The sequence below is a fragment of the Seonamhaeicola sp. ABD4_175 genome (assembly GCF_056160885.1).
Genome location: NZ_JBSWYC010000003.1, coordinates 75,421 through 99,812 on the forward strand (window position 1 = coordinate 75,421; position 24,392 = coordinate 99,812).

General features: G+C 33.8%; 13 protein-coding genes. All 13 read left to right on the forward strand.

The features are described from left to right. Nucleotides 1-77: 77 nt before the first annotated feature. A complete protein-coding gene (locus ACXAG4_RS10285; RefSeq protein WP_475295999.1) occupies nt 78-350 on the forward strand; it encodes an STAS domain-containing protein in 273 nt (90 codons plus the stop codon). Between the two features lie 15 nt (nt 351-365). Further along, entirely contained in the window at nt 366-1,616 is a 1,251-nt protein-coding gene (locus ACXAG4_RS10290; RefSeq protein WP_475296000.1) for an oligosaccharide flippase family protein, read from the forward strand. Between the two features lie 103 nt (nt 1,617-1,719). Next, complete coding sequence (locus ACXAG4_RS10295) at nt 1,720-2,937, forward strand: glycosyltransferase (RefSeq protein ID WP_475296001.1); 1,218 nt, start codon at nt 1,720-1,722, stop codon at nt 2,935-2,937. 685 nt (nt 2,938-3,622) lie between these two features. Beyond that, the gene (locus tag ACXAG4_RS10300; protein WP_475296002.1) at nt 3,623-5,005 is read left to right on the forward strand and encodes a sugar porter family MFS transporter; all 1,383 of its coding nucleotides are present in this window, start codon (nt 3,623-3,625) and stop codon (nt 5,003-5,005) included. Between the two features lie 152 nt (nt 5,006-5,157). Further along, the gene (locus ACXAG4_RS10305) at nt 5,158-7,704 is read left to right on the forward strand and encodes a glycosyl hydrolase family 95 catalytic domain-containing protein (protein WP_475296003.1); all 2,547 of its coding nucleotides are present in this window, start codon (nt 5,158-5,160) and stop codon (nt 7,702-7,704) included. A gap of 208 nt (nt 7,705-7,912) precedes the next feature. Beyond that, nucleotides 7,913-10,345: a right-handed parallel beta-helix repeat-containing protein gene (locus tag ACXAG4_RS10310; protein WP_475296004.1), complete on the forward strand. Its 2,433-nt coding sequence runs from the start codon at nt 7,913-7,915 to the stop codon at nt 10,343-10,345. Between the two features lie 85 nt (nt 10,346-10,430). Beyond that, on the forward strand, nt 10,431-12,158 hold the full coding sequence (locus ACXAG4_RS10315) for a cellulase N-terminal Ig-like domain-containing protein (RefSeq protein WP_475296005.1): 1,728 nt from the start codon (nt 10,431-10,433) through the stop codon (nt 12,156-12,158). A gap of 6 nt (nt 12,159-12,164) precedes the next feature. Next, nucleotides 12,165-14,474 carry a right-handed parallel beta-helix repeat-containing protein gene (locus tag ACXAG4_RS10320; protein ID WP_475296006.1) on the forward strand — a complete coding sequence of 770 codons (2,310 nt, stop codon included), beginning with the start codon at nt 12,165-12,167 and terminating at the stop codon, nt 14,472-14,474. A gap of 379 nt (nt 14,475-14,853) precedes the next feature. Then, nucleotides 14,854-16,749 (forward strand): glycoside hydrolase family 97 protein, encoded by a 1,896-nt coding sequence (locus ACXAG4_RS10325; protein WP_475296007.1) that lies wholly within the window; start codon nt 14,854-14,856, stop codon nt 16,747-16,749. Between the two features lie 51 nt (nt 16,750-16,800). Then, complete coding sequence (locus tag ACXAG4_RS10330) at nt 16,801-18,249, forward strand: sulfatase (protein ID WP_475296008.1); 1,449 nt, start codon at nt 16,801-16,803, stop codon at nt 18,247-18,249. A 157-nt stretch (nt 18,250-18,406) separates the two neighbouring features. Beyond that, nucleotides 18,407-20,389: an alpha-L-fucosidase gene (locus ACXAG4_RS10335; protein WP_475296009.1), complete on the forward strand. Its 1,983-nt coding sequence runs from the start codon at nt 18,407-18,409 to the stop codon at nt 20,387-20,389. Nucleotides 20,390-20,404: 15 nt separating this feature from the next. Next, on the forward strand, nt 20,405-21,910 hold the full coding sequence (locus ACXAG4_RS10340; RefSeq protein WP_475296010.1) for an alpha-L-fucosidase: 1,506 nt from the start codon (nt 20,405-20,407) through the stop codon (nt 21,908-21,910). A gap of 14 nt (nt 21,911-21,924) precedes the next feature. Then, nucleotides 21,925-24,147: a glycoside hydrolase family 3 N-terminal domain-containing protein gene (locus ACXAG4_RS10345; RefSeq protein ID WP_475296011.1), complete on the forward strand. Its 2,223-nt coding sequence runs from the start codon at nt 21,925-21,927 to the stop codon at nt 24,145-24,147. The last annotated feature ends 245 nt before the right edge of the window (nt 24,148-24,392 follow it).

The following is a 24,392-nucleotide window of genomic DNA, read 5'->3' on the forward strand; positions in this document are numbered from 1 at the left end:
ATAAAAGGTTTATTCACTGTAAGTTGGCTGATATTTGTGTTAAATACATAAAATAATAACCCCAAATATTATGAATTATGGCTCTTAAAATTAAAAGAAATAATGGTGTTTATTTTGCTGAAGGCACAATAAATGCATCTACATCATTCAATTTATTAAATCACTTAAATTATTTAATTAATAGCGAAAAAGCACTAACGCTAAATTTAGATTTGGTTAAAAACATTGATAATAACGGTGTTTTTGCTATTTATAAAGCTTATAAAAATGCATTAATTAAAAATGTGAATTTTAAACTTACAGGTAAACAAAGCGCTTCTATTTTAAAACAGTTTAATAATAAGGCTTAATTTAAAAAAGTAGTTATGCAAATATTAACGGTTTTAAAATCAAAAAAAATTACACCCGAGCAAATATTCATGCTCAGTGTTTTGCTGGTAAACGGTGGTAATTACTTATACAATTTAATATTGGGTCGTATATTAGGGCCAGCACAATTTGCAGATGCGGCCGTTTTAATTACATTTTTACTAGTACTATCGTTTGCGGCTATGACATTTCAGTTGGTAACTGCAAAATTTTCAGTGTTATTTGAAAATGATATTCTAGAAAAGTTTGTTACCAAAGTATATAAACAGGCTTTATTAATTGGCGTGTTAATGGGTATTGCTATTGTGGTGTTTTCAAAACAACTACAAATGGTTTTTAATACATCATCATCTAGTATGTTTGTAATTTTTGGTGTTGGTGTGCCTTTGTATTTTTTAATGAGTGTAAACCGTGGTGTTTATCAAGGAAAAAAAGCTTTTAAAAACTTATCAATAACTTATCAATTAGAAATGTTAAGTAGGTTGCTCATTACATTGGGTATTATATTTTTGCTTAACATACAATCTTCAGTAGTCATTGCTATTGGTATATTATTGTCTTTTGCCTTTGGTTTAGTGCCATTTAAATTCAGTTTGTTAAACTTCAATGGGCAAATTTCGCTTTCAGAATCACAGACAAAAAACATCCGTAGTTTTTTTATAATTACAGCGTTTTATGAATTAACGCAAATTATAATTAATAATAGTGATATATTATTGGTTAAACATTATTTTGAATCTTATGAAGCAGGACTCTACGCATCATTAGCTTTAATAGGGCGTATAGTGTACTTTATAGCGTGGATGTTTGTAATGTTATTGCTACCAACGGTTGTTCAGCAGAAAAAGGACGGATTAGACACCGCGCCAACATTGTTTAAATACGTAGGTTATATTGCCGCTATTTCTACAACCATTGTTTTGGTATGTTCTATAATGCCGCAAACTATAATAACTATATTATTTGGTAAAAGCTATATTGCAATGGCACCTTTATTATGGAAATATGCCATAGCAACATCTATGTTTGCCATTTCTAACATATTTGCATACTACTATTTGTCTTTAGATAAATACGTGCCAGTTGTAATCTCGGGTGTTTTTGGTGTACTTCAAATAGCCTTAGTTGTTTTTTATCATGATAGTTTAGCGCAAGTTGTGCATGTTCAAATAATAGCCATGTTTTTGTTATTGTGTATTCAACTGGTGTTTTTTAAGCTTAGTCACAAGAAAAAACAGTTAGTCTAAAGTAAATTACCACTCGTCTACACTAAAAGCTACCTAATCTAAATCTATCACATTATTAAATATATAAGTCCCAATTTTACAATAAATAAAACCACTATTAATTATGAAATTAGCAATTGTAACAGCGTATCCGCCAAGTAAAGTAACCTTAAACGAGTACGCTTACCATTTAGTAAAACACTTTACCCAAAAAGAAGATATAGATGAGATAGTTTTGTTAACAGACAAAACTGAAGGAGAAAAGGATCTTAATTTTAATACTAATGGCTGTAAAATTACAATTAAAGAATGTTGGGAATTTAACAGCTATAAAAATATTTTAAGTGTTAATAAAGCAATAAAACAAGAAAAGCCAGACGCTGTATTGTTTAATTTACAGTTTATGAAGTTTGGCGATAAAAAAGTAGCTGCAGCCTTAGGTTTAATGTTACCGTTAGTTTGTAAACTTAAAAGAATACCAAATATAGTATTATTGCATAATATACTTGAAGAAGTAGATTTAGGTAGTGCAGGTTTTACCAGTAATAAGTTAATGCAGAAAATTTATGGTTTTATTGGAAGCACACTAACGCGTTTAATTTTACAAGCAGATACCGTTGCTGTAACCATGCAAAAATACGTAGATATTTTACAAGCAAAATACAAAGCAAACAATGTTAAATTAATACCTCACGGAACTTTTGAAATACCAGAAGAACCAAATTATGCAATACCCGATGGCCCCAAACAAATCATGACTTTTGGTAAGTTTGGTACCTATAAAAAAGTAGAGGGCATGATTGAAGCTGTTGAAAAAGTACGCGCCAAAACAGGCTTAAACATAGAAGTAGTTATAGCAGGAACAGATAACCCAAATGTACCAGGATACTTAGCCGGTGTAAAAGATAAATATAAACATGTGCCAAAGTTACGATTTACCGGTTATGTTGAAGAAGAAGAAGTGCCTGTATTGTTTAATGAAAGTACTGTTGTAGTATTTCCATATACATCAACCACAGGAAGCTCTGGTGTGTTGCACCAAGCAGGAAGTTATGGTAAAGCAGTAGTAATGCCAGATTTAGGTGATTTAGCCTTGTTAGTTCAAGATGAAGGTTATAGAGGCGAATTTTTTAACCCAACAAGTGTTGAGAGTTTAGCAGTAGCTATTGAAAGAATTGTAACCGATGAAGATTATAGAGTAACACTTGGTAAAGCTAATTATAAAGCTGCAACAGCACACCCAATGTCTCAAATTACTGAAATGTATTTAAACACATTTAAAAGTATTATTGCCCGCAAATCTCCAGATAAAATTATAAAAGGAAAAGAAGTTATTGTTTAGTTAAATAGTAGTAAATCAATTAATTAGTAAGGTGTGAAATATCGAGGGGTTTAACTCTCGATATTTTTTTGAATTATATTAACAATTGAGAACAAAGAAGTCTTATTAAACAACCAATTCTTTACTATCATGAATTAACTTACTTCTTTACCATAATTGTAGCATGATATATTGTCTATTTTTTGTACTTGTTTTTAATATAACTGCTTTGGTTTTAAATTAAAACATCTGATATTAAGTTTTTTCTTGTAATCACCAAATACGCACAGGCAAAACCCAATTAACAGGTTTTGAACAATAATTAGTGTAATTTGAAGTATTAGTCACCTATAAAATTTCTTGTGTTAATTAATTTAGTATCCTCTAATTATTACTTTGTTTTTAACAGTGATTTGAGGTTGAATAAGTTATAATAATAAGTAATATTAATAAATATTATGACCTATTCTTTTGGTTTTAAATTTTCAGTTTGATAACACTATTTAGATAGTAAGAAAAGTATTGATTTTCAAGTTAGTTTGAGTTAGTTTAGTTTTAGAAGAACTATAATTTTTTTATAGTTCTTCTTTTTGTTGTAATCTGAAGTTTTAATAGTTCGTTACTTAGTTGCAAAGTATGGTTTACTTTAAATGTATATGAATAGTTTAAATACAATAAAAATAAAATTATATTAGATTAATTTAGAATGAAAAAAACAAATAATTTCAATTTAAAATACATCATAAAAATTTCAATGGTTTCAGCTTTAGGTGGCTTACTATTTGGGTATGATTGGGTTGTTATTGGTGGTGCTAAACCATTTTATGAAAGATTTTTTAATATTGTTAATTATCCATTATTACAAGGCTGGGCAATGTCTAGTGCTTTAATTGGTTGTATCTTAGGAGCTGTGTTTGCGGGAAAAACAGCAGAGACATTTGGAAGAAAAAAACCTTTAGGTCTAGCAGCATTACTATTTGTGGTATCGGCCGCAGGGACCGGTTGGGTTGATGATTTTAATCTCTTTATTTTTTTTAGAATATTAGGCGGAATAGGTATTGGTTTAGCTTCTACAATATCACCCATGTATATTGCAGAGGTTTCACCTTCACAATATAGAGGAAGGCTGGTATCACTAAATCAATTAGCTATTGTTATTGGAATATTATCTGCGCAAATATTTAATTATCTCATTGCAGATAAAATGCCAAATGGCTTAAGTAATTTAGAGATAATCAATTCTTGGAATGGGCAAATGGGTTGGAGATGGATGTTTTGGGCAGAATTGCTGCCAGCAGTACTCTTTTTTATTTTTATTTTTAAAATACCTGAAAGCCCTAGGTGGCTATTAAAAAAAGGCAAAATAACTCTTTCAGAATTAGTGTTGACAAATGTTGGAGGGAGTGAGTATGCCAAACGCATAAAAAAAGAAATTAGTGAATCATTAACGGTAGATAATAAATCAATATCTGAGGTATGGAAAGGGAAAAATAAACATTTAGTAATTATAGGTATAGTCCTAGCATTTATGCAACAATGGTGTGGCATTAATGTGGTTTTTAATTATGCTGAAGAAATTTTTACAGCTGCAGGTTACGGTGTAAGCGATTCATTATTCAATATTATTTTAACAGGTGCTGTTAACCTTGTTTTTACCCTAATAGCTATAAAGGTTATTGATAATTGGGGGAGAAAAAAACTTTGGATGATAGGATCGGTAGGGTTAGCTATTTCGTACACACTAATTGGGCTTTTTTACTTTTTTGAAATGAAAGGAGTATTGTTGGTTGTGCTTGTGGTTATCGCAATTGCTATTTATGCTTTAACATTAGCTCCAGTTTTCTGGGTGTTGATTTCAGAAATTTTCCCTAATAAAATTAGAGGAGTGGCCATGTCTATTACAACAACTGCGTTATGGGTTGCTTGTTTTTTTATAACCTATTTTTTTCCTAGTTTAAACAAAGCCTTAGGTACTTACGGAACGTTTTGGGCATTTGTAAGCGTATGTGTAATTTCATTTTTATTTGTGAAGTATAAAATACCAGAAACAAAAAATAAAACTTTAGAAGAAATAGAGAGTTTTTGGTAAAAAGTAGGGGTTATAGTAATTAATTTAAGCCTCAAATAAAGCATTGTCTTGCAGGTATAAACCATTTAATTTTATAGCTGAGGTTTGTCTAGTGAAAATAAGGAGGCTTTAAATCAGTAGGATTAAACGTTTCTGGTAATGACGAGCTAATTTTGATAGCAACCGATGGCGGAAATGGTCCGGGTGGAGACCACAGCGCTTGGGGTGAAGCTAGACTTGTTATAAAAAATAAAATATTTATAAATATGAATTTAATAAAGGTAATAATAACAGTTTTATCAATTGTACTAGTGGTGCCCTATGCTTCCAGTCAAAATTCAGATATAAAAATTATTAGCAAAAATCCAGCTGTTAAATGGCAGGATGGACTTATTGCAGGAAACGGTAAACAGGGCATTATGGTAATGGGAAATCCGTATCATGAATCGTTGGTGTTAAACCATGAAAAATTATGGGTTCCTGTTCAAAATGTGGCGTTTGATGTACCAGATATGACAAAGGTTGTTGAGGCAGTAAGAACTTTAGCTATGCAAGGAAATTTTAGTGAAGCAGGAACCCGGTTGTATACCGCTTTTGGTGATGAAAATGCAAAAATGTTTCCACGAGAAGAATTTAAAAGGTTAAATGGTAAACAAAGCCCCCGGTTTGGTTTAAATTATGTACACCCAGGAGCGCACCTAAATATTGAAATGCCTGAAAATGGTAAGGTGCATGATTATAATCGTTCTGTTAATTTAAGTAAGGGAGAAATTGTTGTTTCTTGGGCTGACAATAAAGGCGTTTGGAAGAGAAAATGCTTTGTGTCCAGAAGTGAAGATGCAACGGTAATGCAAATAATGAATGAAAGTGGCGCTAAAGTAAATTGTACATTCTCGTTAAGCGAAGTGCCTGGTTATAATATAAATGAAATTAATAAACCTAAAGTAGTTGTTGATGAAAATGGAATATATTTTCACACCAGTTACACTAATAAATATTGGTTGGATGAAGCTGAAGGTTACCATATCCTTGCTAGAGTTGATGCAAAAGGAGGAAAAATTTCTGTTCAGAATGGAAAAATAAATGTCGAAGGTGCCAATGAAGTATTACTGAAAACGGTTACTGAGTTTTTGCCAAAGTATTCTGAAAAATCAAGAGAAACATTAACCAATAAATTGGATGCTATTTCTGGTTATGAAGAGAGTTTAATAAAACACGAAGCAATACATCGAGAACTGTATGAACGTGTAAGTTTCCGTTTAACCAATAAAGAAAACCAAACTTATTTTACCGAGAAGCTAATTGAAGAGGCTAAAAAACATGGTCCAAATCCTGAGTTTTTAGAGTGTATTTATGCTGTAGGTAGGTACGCATTTATTTCGGCATCGGGTGAGTTGCCACCAACGCTTATGGGAATTTGGGGCAACACCTGGAACCCCATGTGGTGGGGGCATTTTACCAATGATACTAATCTTAATTTGGCTGTTTCGCAAGGAAATACAGGAAACCTACCTGAAATGATGGAAGCGTACTTTACTTGGATAGAATCATTGTATCCGTATTGGGAACGTAACGCGCAGCAATTGTACGGTGCCAGAGGTTACATGGGAGCCATTGCACATGGTTGGCGTCATGGTTTAGCTATTGCAGGTTGGCATGAGTGGACAGGTGCCGCTGGTTGGTTGGCTGCCTATTTTATAGAGCATTACCAGATAACAAACGATGAGGAGTTTTTGAGAAACAGGGTAGTACCGCTTCTTGAAAATATAGCCTTGTTTTACGAAGATTTCTTGAAAGGAATGGAAGGTGAAGATGGGAAATATTTGGTTTATCCAAGTGTTTCCCCAGAAAATAGACCGTCTAATATGGGAGGAATTCACGAGTTTAAAACTGCTCCCAATGCAGCTTCCGAAATTGCAATTATTAGGCAATCATTGGTTGGTTTAATAGATGCATACAAAGTTCTTAATATAAAGCAGAACCGCATTCCTAAACTTCAAGCTATAATAGGAAAACTACCCGATTACCGTATTAATGGGGATGGAGCCATTGCAGAATGGAGTCATGATGAAATTAAAGATAATTATAACCACAGGCACCTTTCACACCTGTATGCAGTATATCCGGGCATTGATATTAACCCAACAACTCCTAAATTATTCGAAGCTTCAAAAATTGCCATTCAAAAACGTTTAGAAACCGGTCAGGGAGACCGTTCGGCACATGGTTTTATGTATCAAGGTTTTTTTGGAGCCCGATTACAAGACCCATCTATACCATGGAACTCGTTTAATACCATAGCAAAAGAATCATTTTTATTTTCAAGTTTTATAACCTCTCATAATCCAGATCATAAAACCTACAACCTTGATGCTATATTTTCTATGCCTGCCATTTTAACTGAAATGTGTGTGTATTCACGTAAAGGGGTTTTAAATATACTTCCGGGAATTCCTTTAGATAAATTACCAAAAGGAAAACTTCAGGGGCTTTTGGCTCGAAAAGGAATCACTATTCATAAGTTGGCTTGGGATGATACCGAAAAATCAATTAAGATGACACTAAGTAGCTCCCTAGAACAATCGGTGTTACTAGAAAGCAGGTTAAATATTAAAAATATTGAAGGAGAAGGGGTGACCTTTAAAAACGAAGGCTGGATACAAAAGTTAAAGGAAAATGAGTTATGTGAAATAAAAATAACATACAAAAATCAATATTGATTTTGAGAAAATTACAAACTAAACATTATCTATTGTTTGTTTATTCTAAAAGTAAAAGCCTTATTTCTAGAAGAACAATTTATACCCATAAAAAGACCTCATAGAACAATTGAGTATGTAGTTTTAACTCTAGATTTACACTTCTAATATGTATTAAAATAACATTTCAAAATCTTAATTAATAGTGATAATAGAAACAAAAAAAATCATGAAAATACTTAAACTTTTAGCTTTGCTTGTTATAGGAGTGTTTTTTATTGGAAACCTTAATGCTCAACAAAATCAAATAAATCAAAAAGCACACTCGTTTCCAGAGTACAATGCAAAGTATATAGAAAACCAATTTGCACCAATCCTAAAACCAGGAAAGGTTTTATATGTATCTCTTAATGGTGATGATGCTAACAAAGGGTCTAAAAAGAAACCATTTAAAACAATTGAGGCAGCTAGGGATGCTGTTCGCAATATGAAGAATTCCCCAAAAGGGCTTCCTAAAGGAGGTGTTCATGTTATTGTGCAAGATGGATTTTATGCCATTGATACCTCAATTGAATTTACCAAAGAAGATTCAGGAACAAAATATAGTCCTATTGTTTACAAAGGAATTAAGAGAGGTCAAGTAATTTTGTCAGGTGGCTTAGAATTGGATACTAAAAAACTGAAATTGGTTGAAGATGAATTGTTGTTAAAACGATTGCACCCCAAGGCAAAAGGGCAGGTAATGAGTATAGATTTGTCTAAAATACATTTAGGTTCATACTTTCAAGGAGAAGGAGATTACGGACAGCTATCAATGGATGGATATATGCTACAATTAGCACAATGGCCAAACAAAGGCTATAATCATATTGGTGAAATTGTTGAAGAAGGACCTACAACACGTTGGTTAAAGCCAGGAGAAAAACCAATGCCATATAGCAAAGAAAATCCTACTGGTGGTGAATTTAAGTTTAAAGAAACACTTTCTACAATAATTCAAGAAGAGTTTGAGCGTACTATGGATATGCGCGCACAAGGTTATTTTCATAATGATTGGTATTTTCAGGATGAACCCGTTGGTAATATAAAAAATGGCAAAGTAAAATTATTGCATCATACCAGATATGGTATTGTAGACCATATTAAATCAATTCCAAGAAGAGTTCGTTTACTTAATGTTTTAGCAGAATTAGACCAACCTGGAGAATGGTATTTTGATAAAAAGGAAAAAAGATTATATGTATGGCCCATAAAAGGATTTGAGCCAGGGAAATCAAATATAACAGTAATAGGAAATAAGCAAGTAACTAATAATAACGCTTCAACATCAGGAAGTAAAGCGAAGAGAAATGACATTGGTGAAGTTATTAATTTAGACCAAACGTCTTTTTTAACTTTTAGAAATTTTATAATTGAAAGCACCGGAAAGTTAGCTGTAAGTATCCATGGAGGAGAATATAACTTACTAGCCAATAGCGATGTTAGAAATGGAGCAGGAAAAGGAGTAACTATTAAGGGAGGAAAACGAAATGGAATAAGTGGATGTGATTTTTATGATTTGTATAACGCCTTCAGCATTAGTGGTGGTGATTTTAAAAAAATTAAACCATGCTACAACTTTGCTACCAATAACATTATAAGAAATTGTCGTTTAAGAGGCTATGGGGTTATTGGTTTAGATGGAGTTGGAATTTATTTTGCTCACAATTTATTACACAGTATGAATGGTGCGGTAAGTTATAAAACCGTTAATTTATTAATGGAGTACAACGAATACTATAATATTGGTTATGAAATGGGAGATTTCAATGTGGCATATTGTGGTGCACAATGGTACACTATGAATAATGTAGTACGCTATAATTTTGTACACCATCTCATTGAACCAGGTGGGCACCCAGTATCACCTTTTCGTAATGATGATAATGGAGCCGGTTTAAAAATATATGGAAATGTTTTTTACAGACCCGGACGCTGTGCAGCACAATTTGATGGGCCATTAAACGACTTTCAGAATAATATAACTATGGACTGCTATACTCTTTGGTGGACATTGAAAAAACCTACAGATAAAAAAGGAATTCAGAAAAAATGGGATGAACTAGATAAGTTTGGAAGAGATTTACCTAAAGGAGATAAAGGAGACTATTTGTATATTGCCGAACAAGTAATTGGAGAAAAAGGTTGGGAAAAAAGTCCTTGGAAAGAAACTTTCCCTGAGCTAAAAGCCATGATAGAACTCAATCCATGGGCTCAAACTTTTGGCAATGTAAATCTTAATTATGCATATGAAGTAAGTAATCCTTTTCATATTCATGGTGGAGATGGTACTATAGAAGGAATGGAAAGTAAAGAAACAGGAAGATTTAGAGATTTACCCAAAGAAGGTACCTTTAAATTACCTGCTAAAATAACACTAGAAGCATTTGAAGATGTTGAGTCTTTAAACTTTAAGTTAAAGCCAAGTTTTAAAACCATGGATGGGTTTAAGCCTATTCCTTTTGAAAAAATTGGATTGGTAAAAAATACATTTAGAACCGTAATGCCAGAAAAAAATCAATATAGGAAAGCTGCATTTAAAAAATTTAAGAATGATAAAGGAGGACGTTATAATGCAGAAAAAGTAAACGCAAGATATCCAATTCCTGATTATTTAAAATAAATAAAGTATGTTAAGGCTTTGTTTTACGTTTTTTTTTTAGAAACTGTTGTAAAACAAAGTATAACAAATTAGATTTAAACAAAATATGAATAAATTATTTTTAGCTATACTTATATTATTAACTATCACAACTTATGGACAAGATAGTTTTGATTATAGTCTATTAACATATTCACAAGTTGGTTATAATTTAGAATTACCTAAAATAGCCATGGTACAGCATAAAGATGCTAGTTTTGTAAGTAATAATGCTTCGTTTTCACTACATCAAATAGCTACTGGCAAAATAGTATTCTCTGGAAAAATTATTTCACAAGGAAAAAAGTGGAATAAATATTGGTGGAAACTAGATTTTTCAGACTGTAAAATTACAGGAAACTTTTATCTTTCTTTACAAGAAAATCATCAAACCATTTACACTACCAAGAAAGAACTGCCAATAAAAATTGAACCAGACCTTTTATGGAATAAAACTTGGTGTAAAACAGCGCTATCTCATTTAAAAATTCGAGATAGTTTAAGCTATAAACCTGAAGGTGGTTGGAAAGATTGCGGAAGTCCACTTCAAGAAGTAAGTAGTCATATTATTATGCTCAACGCTCTTTGTGACTTAGTTGAATTAACTCAAAGTGAACTTACTAAAGCTGAATTACAAGATATATACCAACAAATAATTGTTGGTGCTAATTACGTATCATTATGTCAAGATAAAGCTAAGGAATTAGGCTTTCAAGAAGGAGCTGTTGTTCATGAAATGCGAGAGAATTACAAAGTAGTTACCGGTAATGTTGCTAAAACAGCCATGATTTTGGCACGTATTTCACGTATTATTAAAAATGAAAATACACAATTAGCTAAATCATATCTTGAACGTTCAATTAAAGCCTATAATTGGATAGAGGCATATGGTCCTGTTTTGCATTGGGAAAACAATGATTATTTTGCAATTACTCATGGTGCTCCCTATGGAATGTACAAACCTCCTAAAGAATGGATGACGCGTGATTTAATGATGATGATGTGGGCTTCTGTTGAATTGTATAAATGTGGCAAAACTAAATTTAAACAAAATGCCATTGATTACGCTAATAAAATTATTAACAGACAAGTAACAAAGGAAAAAGCAGAAGAGGGATTATACGGTCATTTCTATACGTACGATTCGTATGATTTCACAGAAAAAGCAAATATTCATTGTGGTGCTTGGAATGCAAATTATAAAGCCTACAATCAAGGCGGTCATTTTCCTCATTACGTTATTCCATTTATTCAAATGAGTACTTTATGGCCAAATCATAGTGATGCTGAAAAGTGGAATAATACTGTGCGCAGCTTTGCGTATAATTACTTTATTCCTGCCACAAATCAAAATCCATTTAAAATAATGCCAGCAGGGTATTATAAAGGCCTCGGTTTACTAAACTGGAGTGGTTGGTATCATGGACATAACAAAATATTTGGTTATGCGGCTGGTTTGGCAATGGAGTTTTATAACTTATATCAAGATGAGCAATTTATTGAAATAGCAACAGGAAACTTGCAATGGATAACAGGGCTGCACTCAGGTTTTCATGAAAACACACCCGATTTTTCAGCAAGTATGATTGTTGGAATTGGTAATCGTTATAAAAAGGATTGGGATGCTATGGTTGGCACCATTACAAACGGTTTCGAAGCTGATGGTCAATTCAAATTAGAAAAGCCATCAAAAGAAACTGATTTGCCAATAGTTTTTGGTGATGAAGGAGGAATACACCATCCAGCAGGTTGGATTAGTGGTTTAACAAGATTAAAATCATACATAAATTATTAAATATTAATGAGAAATATATTTTTAATTAGTTTTTTTATTGCCAATGTGTTTTTTACTCAGGCTTTAACCATATACGTATCTCCAAACGGTAAAGATAGAGCAAAAGGTACGAAAAATGACCCTATGTCCTTTAGAGCTGCGCTAAAAAAGGCTACCACAGAGTTGAAGAAAAATGGACTTCCAAAGGAAGGCATTGCTATATACTTGAAAGGCGGAAACTATCACTACACAGAGCCTTTTGTATTAGGCGAAGAATTTCAAGGAACAGCCAATAAGCCTATTGTTATAAAGGCCTTGGAAGGAGAACAAGTTCAATTTGTAGGAAGTGTAAAAATAAAAGCAAAAGATTTTGAGCCAGTTAAAAGTGCAGATGAGTTAGCGCGCTTATCCAAAAAATCAATTTCGCATATAAAAGTAATTACTATAAAAAATAAGGCGCTCATCAATCGTTTTAATAAAAGCTTAATGCTTAATTTAAACGTAAACGGTAAAGACTATTTGCCATCAGTATTTCCAAATAAAGGTTATGCCAACTTTGTTGAAGAAACAGTAACTCCTGAAGTTACGCCTCCAGCAGTTCCTGTAGGGAAAGAAGATCATGGAGTTCGTGCAGCTCATGTGCCTTACCTTGAAGAAGGGAAACCTCGAGGATGGAAGGGGTCTTTAGAAGAACCTAGAGGTGCTAGAGCTAAAATTAACCTTCAGGCTGAAAATATGGGAGGTACTTGGGAACAGTGGGAACGTGAATTAAAAAGGAATAACAAGCGTAACCAATTAACAGGATTTATTGAAGCCAGTTGGTTGTTGAGTTCTCAAGCGGTATATGCCGCAAGTGCCAAAGATGAATGTCTTCACCTAACAGAGGCTTTGGCTTATGGATGGGCTTGGAGAAAGAATGATAAACCTTTTAGGATATTTGGCATGTTATGTGAAGTTGATGCACCTGGAGAGTGGTATTTTGATACGTTAACAAATCGTTTATTTATATACCCTCCCAAGCCTATGACTGATGATACTGATATTAGTTTGTCAGTAGCAAACGGATTTATAGATATGCAAAATTGTAAGAATGTTAATATCATAGGGCTATCGGTTACTAATGTAGGAGGAGGAAGTGTTTATACTATTACAGGAGAAAATAACATAGTGGCAGGTTGTATAGTTAGAAATAGTACCGCTGTTGGAATAAATATGAGTGGTAGTAATAATAGTGTGGTGAGTTGTGATTTAATAGATTTAAATAAACATGCCCAAGTTGCAGGAGGAATAGCCAATGGTAGTAAAATAACACCAGCTTTCAATAAAATTGAAAACTGTCATATTTACCAAAAACAATTTAAACACGAAAAAGTAAACATTGCCTACAAAGGTTGTGGAAATATTTTTAGAAATAATTTAGTACACAATTCTATAGGGCAAGCAATGGTTATTAACGGAAATGAACATCTATTAGAGTTTAATGAGTTTTTTAATATAGGTTTTGAAGAAGGAGATGGAGGTGCTGTATATTCAGGGGCTGATTTAGGTGGTTTTGGTAACGTTTACCGCTACAACTTCTTCCATCACTTAATGCACTGCCCAGGAAAAGTTCCTAGAGCGGGAATACACCTTGACGATGGTCAGTCAGGGGCTACTTGTTATGGAAACATTTTTTACAAATCTGCAGCTAAAGGATTGTTTGCCTTTGGTGGAGCTGGTCATGTTTTTTATGATAACGTATTATTAGAAGGAGAGAGAGGTATTTACTTTGTGAAATCTCTAGGAGAGAAAATGTACAAAATAGAAAAAGAAATAAGAAGTACGCCAAATCATCATAGAATAGGAACCAAAGAAGACTATGTGGGGCGAATTGAAAAGCGCATTGGTAAAAACGGTTGGTCAAATAAAGTTTGGAAAGAGCGCTATCCTAAGTTCAATGAAATCATGTCAGATACTGGAAAGTACGGTCGCTTTTGGCCAATTAACTACAGTATTCACAACAACTTTGCTTACGGAAATAAAATTAATAGAATAGCAGATAAAAGGATTGTTCAAGAAGTATTGGAACAAAGCCGTATTGATGCGTATAAAAAAGTTGAACCTACAGATTTTTTAAATTATAACAAGTTAAACCTTGAGTTTAAAAATAAAATACGCTTTCCAAACATTCCATTTAACAATATTGGCCTTAAACGTGATGCCTTCAGGAATATAGTACCAAATAAGAACTATTACAGAGGCGCAATCAAAGAATTTTATAAAGGAATAGGTAGTATGCCAGGTACAACAAAGCAGATTAATACTGCTAAATTAGTAGAAGAAGCTTTTAATAAATAATTTAATTCTAAAAATGTTAAGAGATTTATTTAAAGAATAATTATTCAGATTATTTAAAGGTGAAAATTATTGTTAACACTTTAACTAATAATTTTCATGTATATACTTTACTATAACTCTTAGTAATTTAATGAATTACTAAGAGTGTTAATACCATATAATCAATCTCTATTTTATCAAAACAAATTACTGTAATATATCTTATTGATAATTTCAAATTAAGAAATTAACCCAATAAAACTGTTGTAAAAACATGTTTGTCTACTTATTTAAACAAATTTTACACCATTAATTCTTTAAGAATATCAGATTTTTGTTTACACACAATGTATTATTAAAATAAACCATAATCAAAACAACTGTATAAACTAAATTTAAAATGAAATTAACTTCATTATTATTAACAGCATGTACTATGCTAATTATTTTATCCTGTAAAAATCAGGAAAGCCTAAAAGAGGTTATTGTAAAAAGCCCAAATAAAGATTTTAGCTTTAATTTTAAAATAGACAATCAATCTAGTTTGTCTTACACCATTAATTACAAGGGAGTTGAAGTTATAAAACCCTCTGGTTTAGGTTTTGATATTGAAGGGAAACAAAGCTTTAACGGAAAGACTTTAGTAGCAAATACCTCTAGTAAAGTTGTAAATACTTCATGGAAACCTGTTTATGGCGAGAAAAATGAATATCCTGATGTTTATAAAGAAACCTTAATTTCATTAGGAGAAGGAAACGCTATGTTTAACATTAGGGTTAGGGCTTATAATGAAGGAGTTGCTTTTCGGTATGAATTCAAAAATGATAAGGGCATTAAAATTAATAGTGAACTTACAGAGTTTTCTTTACCTCAAAATGCAAATGCGTGGGTGTCATCACGGGCACAGAGTGAAATTACCAAACAACCTGTTTCTAAAATTAATAAAACCGTAGAAAGACCTATGTTGGTTGAATTAACCAATAATATATTTATGGCTTTAGGAGAAGCAGGCCTAGTAGATTATGCACGTATGAAATTTAAAAATAAAGTTTCAGGTTCATCTACGCTTATATCAGAACTTGAAGGCGAAGTTTTAAAAGAAAGTGCTTTTAACACCCCTTGGCGTTTTGTTATGGCGGCTAAAAAGCCATCTACTTTATTGGAAAATAATTACTTGGTTCTTAATTTGAATGAACCTAATAAATTAGAAGATACATCCTGGATTAAGCCAGGTAAAATTATTCGCGAAAGTACATTAACAACAAAAGGAGGTTTTGCTTGTGTAGATTTTGCTGTTAAACATAATTTACAGTTTATAGAGTTTGATGCAGGTTGGTACGGTAATGAGTATGATAATGCTTCAGATGCTACAACGGTAACAGTTGATCCTAACCGTTCTAAAGGTCCATTAGATCTTCAAGGAGTTATTAATTATGCTAAATCTAAAGGAATAGAAGTAGTGCTTTATGTAAATAGACGCTCTTTAGAAAAGCAACTAGATGAAGTTTTACCTTTGTTAAGCTCTTGGGGAGTTGCAGGCTTAAAATACGGTTTTGTAAATGTGGGTCCACAAGAATGGACAACTTGGTTACACGATGCGGTTAGAAAGGCTGCAGATTATAAATTAATGGTAGATATTCATGACGAATATAGGCCAACAGGATATTCTAGAACTTATCCAAATTTAATGACTCAAGAAGGAATACGAGGTGATGAAGAATCACCTAAAAACGCTATGGTAATCAATACATTATTTACCAGAATGATAGCAGGCGCCGGAGATCAAACCAACTGTTATTTTGCTCCTCGCGTTACCCAAAAAATGGGGTCTCATGTTTCTCAAATGGCAAAAGCGGTTTGCATATATAGTCCTTGGCAATTTTTATATTGGTATGACAGGCCTGAAGGTTCAGATAAAGATCAAGAAGGTGCTGGTGGTACACAAACATTTATACAAGAAGTCCCTGAACTTGCATTTTATGATGCTTTGCCTACAGTTTGGGATGATACCAAAATAATTGATGGTTATCCAGGTGAGTATGCCATTGTCGCTAGAAAAAGTGGAAACGATTGGTTTATTGGAGGGCTTACTGGAAAAAGTGATCGAGAATTAAATATTCAGCTAGATTTTTTGGATGATAATAAAACATACCAAGCTACTATTTATACAGATGATAAGACGTTGGGAACTGAAACTAATGTTAAAATTGAAAAACTTAAAGTAACAGCTAACGATGTCATAATAAAAAACCTTTTAAAACAAAACGGATTAGCTATTCATATTCAAGCTATTTAAAAATAATAAACATACTAATTTATGAGAAAAGTTATTATTTCAATATACAGTTTGATAGTCTTACTAGGTTGTAAAGAAACCAAGAATCAAACTGCAGATATAAGTGTAATTAAAAACGAAAAAAAAGAGAATAGGCCAAATATAGTGTTTATATTGGCTGATGATTTGGGGTATACAGATTTAGGATATGCAGGGAGTGATTTACACCAAACTCCTAACCTTGATGCGCTAGCATCTCAAAGTATATCATTCACCACGGCGCATTCTGCTCATCCAACGTGCCAGCCTAGTCGTCTTTCTTTAATGACAGGAAAAACTCCAAGCCGTTTAGGAGCCATTAGCCATGGTGCTTTAGGAGGAGTTAAAGGAAATGGTATAGAAATACCATCTAGTGAAATTACGTTAGGAACCGCACTTCAAAAAGGAGGTTATACTACATCACATATAGGAAAATGGCATATTGGTACTGGAGAAAATGAACCAAAATATCGTGGATTTGATTTTGATGTAGCAAGTAACGATTTTTGTTGTCCTGGTAGTTATTTCTATCCATATAAAAGTAATCAACACCAAAATATAAAAGATGAAAAGGCGGCTGTACCAGATTTATCAAATTATGATCCTAAAACACATTTAACCGAAGCCTTATCTAATGAAGCAGCAAAATTTATAAAATCTCAAAAAGGCAAAGAAAAACCATTTTTCCTCAATTTATGGTACTACGCAGTACACACGCCTATTCAAGCTAATAAGGATAAGGTTGCTAAGTATAAAAAACTAATTAAACCAGAAAACCAACACCGAAACGCCAATTATGCTGCACTGGTAGAGCATTTAGATGATGGAGTGGGCACTGTATTAAAAGCATTAGAAGAAAATGGAATGGCAGACAATACAATTGTAATCTTTATGAGTGATAATGGAGGTGCAATTTATAGAAACATTACTGTTAATTATCCTTTACGAGGTGGTAAAGGTATGTTTTATGAAGGTGGAACGCGTGTACCATTTCTAGTAAGGTGGCCTGGAGTTGTTAAACCAGGTTCTGTAAATAACGAACGTGTTGCAGGATGGGATATTTATCCTACGGTATTATCTATGGCAAATATTAAAGGAGACCCTAAACAATTGGAAAATATAGATGGTGTTGATTTAACACCGTTAATTAAAAAACCGTCAAAAAGTCTTAATACTCGCAGTTTTAACTGGATTAAGTATGTGTCTTTAATTCACTATAGCCCTAAGTTAACCGAGCGTAATTGGCCCGGGCAAAGTATCATTAAAGACAATTGGAAGTTGATAGAATATTTTGAAATGCCTATAGTAAACGTGAAGCAGCATTACCTTTTGTTCAATTTAAACAATGACCCCAATGAAGAAATAAACTTAGCTGACAAAGAACCTGAAAAACTTAACGAACTTAAAAAAGCAATGATGGAATGGAGTAAGGAAGTTAAAGCTGATAAGTATAGTGTCAAGAGTTTCTATGAAGGCTTGTAGATGTTGAAAAAGCGTTTTAATAAGAATGATTAATTAAAAAAGGTGATAAATAAAACCCAAAACTATGGGGGATTTTTTATGAATCTCACCTATAGTTTTTTTGAAAAATGGAACAGTTATTAAGTAAAAAAAATAAACATAATAAACAAAATAAATAATGAAGAATCGTTTTTTAAAAGAATTTCAATTGTTACTTGTTGTGCTATTAATGGCAAGTACAGTACATGCCCAAACTGTTCAGTTAGCAAAACCTTCCGAAAAACAAATCCGTTTTGCAGACTGGGAAGTAGGTGCTTTTATCCATTTTGATTTAAATGTATTTACAAACATGGAACATGGAGATGGCCAACATCCTTCTTCAATGTTTAATCCAACCGATTTAGATGCAGAGCAATGGGTGCTTACGGCAAAGGCTATGGGGGCGAAATATGCTTGCTTAACGGTAAGGCACGAAGGTGGCTTTTGCTTGTGGCCTTCAAAAACTACCGATTATACCATAGCTAATAGTCCGTATAAAAACGGAAAAGGAGACATCGCTAAGGAGTTTGTTGAAGCTTGTAGAAAACACGGTATTATACCTGCATTTTATCATACAGCGGGTTTTGATGCAAATATGAATTTAAAAGGATTTAATGGTATTGATAAATACGATTTGCCTCTAGACTGGATGACTACTTGGGGTGCTGCACAGGCGGAGGCAAGAAGAGTTGACCCAACTTTGAAAGAAAGGGTGAAAAAGAAACAGGTTGAACAAATGCGCGAGCTTTTAACCAATTACGGCCCTATTGGTTTTATGTGGTCTGATCATTGGGATGCTACCGATCCTAACGGGGTTTGGAGAGCTGTAACAGATTTAGCGCGCGAACTTCAACCAGAAATGGTATTTATGGGACCAGATACTTGGGTACCTGGTAATGAAACTGGGCATGTTGTTTACCCTATGTGGAACGCAGTACATACCAAAGACGGTACTGTCAATTCTCGACCTGCTGCTAACAAAAATGATGTTAATACAAGTAACAATTATGGCTTGCTAGAGGGCGAGGTGCGTACAGGACATCCATTAGGCGATTTTTGGAGAGTAAGGGAGTGTACAACTAATACTGCTTTTCACTATGGAGGCTGGTTTTGGCACCCCGATTCAGTGAAAAAAACATACCCTAAAAAACTTTGGGAGCATTTAGACCTGTATTATAGAACAGTAGGTTTAGGAGCTAATACCATTATTAATTTACCTCCTGATAATAGAGGCTTAATTCCAGATGATTTTGTTGAAGCAGCTAAGAAATTTGGTGATGCCATAAGAGAAAGGTTTTCTAATCCTATAGCAGAAACAGAGGGGGTTAAAAAAGGAAAGATAGTGGAACTTGATTGGGTCATTCCTGTGGAAATAAACACGATAGTAACTATGGAGAATATAGCCACTGGGCAAAAGGTTGTAAAATATACACTAGAAGCCTTTGTTGATGGAGCATGGAAAACACTTCAGCCCAAAAACCGTATTGATGCTTTTAAGCCATATAACGCCAACCCTGGTTACGAAACAATTGGGCATAAAAAAATAGACCGAGTAGAGCCGGTAGTTACAAACAAAATTCGTTTTCGTTGTTTGGAATCGGTGGTTGATGATATTGAAATTCGTAAACTGGCCGTTTATAATAACCCTCCAATTGTTCGAGAATTTGATGCAGGATACCCCTACCTTAGTGGTGTAGAGACGTCATATGAGGTTGCGCATGGGGGCATCCGTCGTGATGTAGATTACAAAGGGGAAAGTATTGAGTTAAATGGAAAAAGCTATGATTATGGATTGATGGTTTGTCCTTTAGCGGCAGAGCAAAAAGGGGTGGCTGAATTTGATATGAAAAACTATCCAAAAGCAAAAGGCATGACTGCTGTAATAGGCATTGAGGATATGACTGGAGATAATGGTTCATGCGAATTTATCGTGAAAGCTTATAAAAATGGTAAATGGAACGAACTGTATAAAAGCAAACGCTTAACAGGTAAAGATGCTCCAATCAACATAAAAGTAGATTTTCCAAAAGGAGTTGAAAAAATACAATTGTTCACAACCTTGGGTGGAGATAACGGAAGTTCAGATCATGCGGTTTGGGCAGATGCTAAGTTTACGGAATAACAACGGTTAATAATTATGAAAAAGTACATATTGATACTATTCGTAGCACTTTTTGCTCTATCATGTAAAGACAAAAAGGCTATCAAACAAAATGATAATAAATCCTTAGTTCTGGCCAAACCCAGTAAAAAGCAATTAGATTTTGCAGATTGGGAGGTAGGCGCTTTTATCCATTTTGGGCTGAATGTTTTTACTGGGCAAGAGCATGGAGATGGTAAAGAACCTGCTTCCAAGTTTAATCCTACCGAGTTGGATGCCGAACAATGGGTTTTAGCAGCAAAAGACTTAGGGGCAAAATACGCGTGTTTAACCGTTAGGCATGAAGGTGGTTTTTGCTTATGGCCTTCAAAAACTACAGACTATACCATAGCAAATAGTCCGTATGAAAATGGAAAAGGAGATATTGCACGAGACTTTGTTGAAGCATGCAAAAAACATGGTATGAAAATAGGATTTTACCATACATCTAGCCATGATGCAAATACAGGTTTAAGTTGGTTTAAAGGAGAAATAGGATGGGGAAAACAAAGAGATTCGTTAATGTCTGTAGCTTTTCAGAATAAACAATTAAAAGAAAAGTACATAAAGGTACAAATAGATCAAATGCGTGAGTTGTTAACCAATTACGGACCAATTGATTTTATGTGGTCCGATCATTGGGGGGCGCCGGGGACAGAAGATATATGGCGCCCTATTACAGATTTGGTAGAGGAATTACAACCCAATATGGTTTTTATGGGAACCGATACATGGGTGCCTGGAAATGAATCAGGGCTTGTGGTTTATCCTATGTGGAATGCGGTTCATACGGTTGATGGTACAAAATATACCCGTCCTGCAGCTGTAGTAGGAGATACCTCTACAAAAAATGACTATGGTTTGTTAGAAACCGATGTAAGAGCAGGAAGTCCAGACGGAAAGTTTTGGCGTGTTAGAGAGTGTACAACACATTGGGCATTTCATAAAGGAGGATGGTTTTGGCATCCAGATGTTACTGTTCCTAGAACGTTGGGTGAGCATATCGACTTATATTACAGAACAGTGGGTTTAGGAGCTAATACCATTATCAATTTACCTCCGGATAACCGGGGCTTGATTCCTGATGATATCGTAGCGGCAGCGAAAGCATTTGGAGATGAAATTAAAAAGCGATTTTCTAAACCAATTGCAGAAACCCATTCGTTGGAGAAAGGAAGCATAGTTGAGTTGAAATGGGAAGAACCAAAGGAAATAAACACCGTTGTTTTAATGGAGAATATTGAAAATGGTCAAAAAGTTAAAAAATATACAATAGAAGCTTTTGTTGACGGTACTTGGAAAACTTTAACGCCTCAAAACAATTTTAATACAGCAAAATCGCCTTACAATTCTAATCCTGGTTTTGAAACAATTGGTCACAAAAAAATAGACAGGTTAAAGCCGGTAATTACAAATCATGTTAGGTTTAAAGCACTTGAAGTTATAAGAGAGGGTGTAGAAATTAGAAAGATGCAAGTGTTTTATTGTGAACCATATAAGTAGATAAATAAAAAATCATGAGTAAGATGAAAAATAAAGTAACAGTCGTATTTACGTTTTTAATAGTAACTAATTTTGTGTTTTCTCAACAACGATTGTCTACTATTGATTCAAAAATTCACAAGTTGATTGGTAAAATGACTTTAAATGAAAAAGTACATCAATTAGCAACGCAATATCCAAATGCAAACATGAGATTGGGGATTCCAAACATAAGTGCTAATGAGTGTTTACATGGAATAAAAATGGATCATGCGACTGTATTTCCGCAGGCTATAGCCATGGCCAGTACCTGGGATTTGGATTTGATTGAACGTATGGGGGAAACCGTTGCCAAAGAGTCTCGGGCTTACGGCATCCATCAATGCTATACGCCAATGTTGGCAGTTGTTAGAGATGTGCGCTGGGGAAGAACAGAAGAGAGTTATGGAGAAGATCCATATTTGGTAGGGAAGATAGGCGCATCCTACATAAAAGGACTTCAAGGTATGGGAGATGAAAGGTTTGATGAAAACCATATTATGGCTACAGCAAAACACTTTGTTGCAGATGGAGAGCCTATGGCAGGAGACAATGGAGCTGCTCATGATGTATCCGACTATACTTTAAACAATGTGCATTTGTATCCGTTTCGTATGGCTATAGAAGAAGCAAAAGTTGGTGCTATTATGCCTGCACATCATTTATTAAACGGTATTCCTTGTCATGCAAATACAGATATACTCAATGATATTTTGCGTAAAGAATGGAATTGGGACGGTTTGATTGTCTCTGATAATGGTGATTTGCGTTCATTAAGGCGTGTGTTTAATTATGTACCAGATTGGGAACATGCAGCAAAAGCAGGGTTGGAAGCTGGAATTCATCAAGAATTGGCATTGTTTCAAGGTTGGAGTGATCAACGTATGTATGGCGATTACTTAATAAATGCCGTTAACAAAGGCATTGTTTCAGAAGAACTAGTAAACAATGCAGTATATCACGTTCTTAAGGCAAAATTTGATTTAGGTCTTTTTGATAAAGATATAAGCGAAGATGATCGGTTTGATGTTTTAAAGTACCCAAAAAACGGTGAGCCAGACCAAGTGTCACAGCATGACGCCGAAATGTTTAAGAAAGCACTTTATGTAGGTATTCCAAAAGAAAACTGGAAGGATATTGTGAACACACCGTCACATAATGAGTTGGCTTTGGAAGTAGCTCATAAAGCAGTTGTGCTATTGAAAAACGAAGACAATTTATTGCCTATTTCAAAAATGGCACATAAAAAAATTGCTGTTGTAGGACCTAATGCAACAGCAATGCGATTAGGAGGGTATTCTCCAGAAATTCCTAAGTATTACATCAATATAGTAGATGGAATAAAACAAGCCGTTGGTAATAATGTTCGTGTTGATTTTGAAGAAGGATGTAATTTTACAGATTCCACAGAAAACATTCCTAAAGCCGTTTCTTTGGTAAACCAATCAGATATAACAATTGTGGCTATTGGAGGCTCGGAAGAAACGTGTAGAGAAAATGAAGACCGTGACAACTTGAGCTTGCCAGGGCCTCAATTGGAGTTGTTGAAAGCTGTGCATGCTACAGGGAAACCATATGTTGTAGTCTTGTTAAACGGAAGACCTTTATCCATAGAGTGGATAGCAGAAAACTCAAAAGCCATAGTTGAAGGTTGGTATTTAGGGCAGGAAACCGGTAGAGCAATAGCAGACATACTTTTTGGGAACGTTAACCCAAGTGGGAAGCTACCTATTACTTTTCCTAGAAATGTAGGGCAAGTACCGTTGTTTTACAATAAACTTGAAACCGGGCGTCCCAGAAATATTTACAACTCAAATCCTGAGCCTTTATTTCCTTTTGGATATGGTTTAAGTTATACATCTTTTGAAATTAGTAAACCAACACTTACTAAAAAAGAGGTAAAAGTAGGAACTACAACAGAAGTAGTTGTAAACGTTAAGAATACAGGAAAGTATCAAGGCGATGAGGTAGTTCAATTGTATATACACGATATCATGTCTAAAAGAGCACGCCCGTTAAAAGAATTAAGAGATTTTCATAGAGTTACCTTAAAACCAGGCGAACAAAAAGAAGTTCGTTTTGAAATTACTAATCAACAGTTGGAATACTGGGTGGATGGCGTTTGGAAAGTAGAACCAGGGGTTTATGAAATTATGGTTGGAACTAATTCAAAAGAACTGGAAAAATGTAGCTTAAAAGTTATTCAAATTGAAAATTAGTTTTAAAATGAAGTGTTAACTAATTTGAACAAATATTATATATTGAAAAGCGCCATAAATCTATAACTAAATATTTCTATACTTTCAGAGTGTATTCCAAATGATAATGTTATAAATATAAACTTCAAAAGCTTTTAAAAAATAGTGTTTGTAAAATTGAAATTCACTTAAAAGAGGAAAAAAATCAAATAATATAAAATTATAAACGTCTTCCTTGAGGTAATTTTTATACCGTTATTGTTACT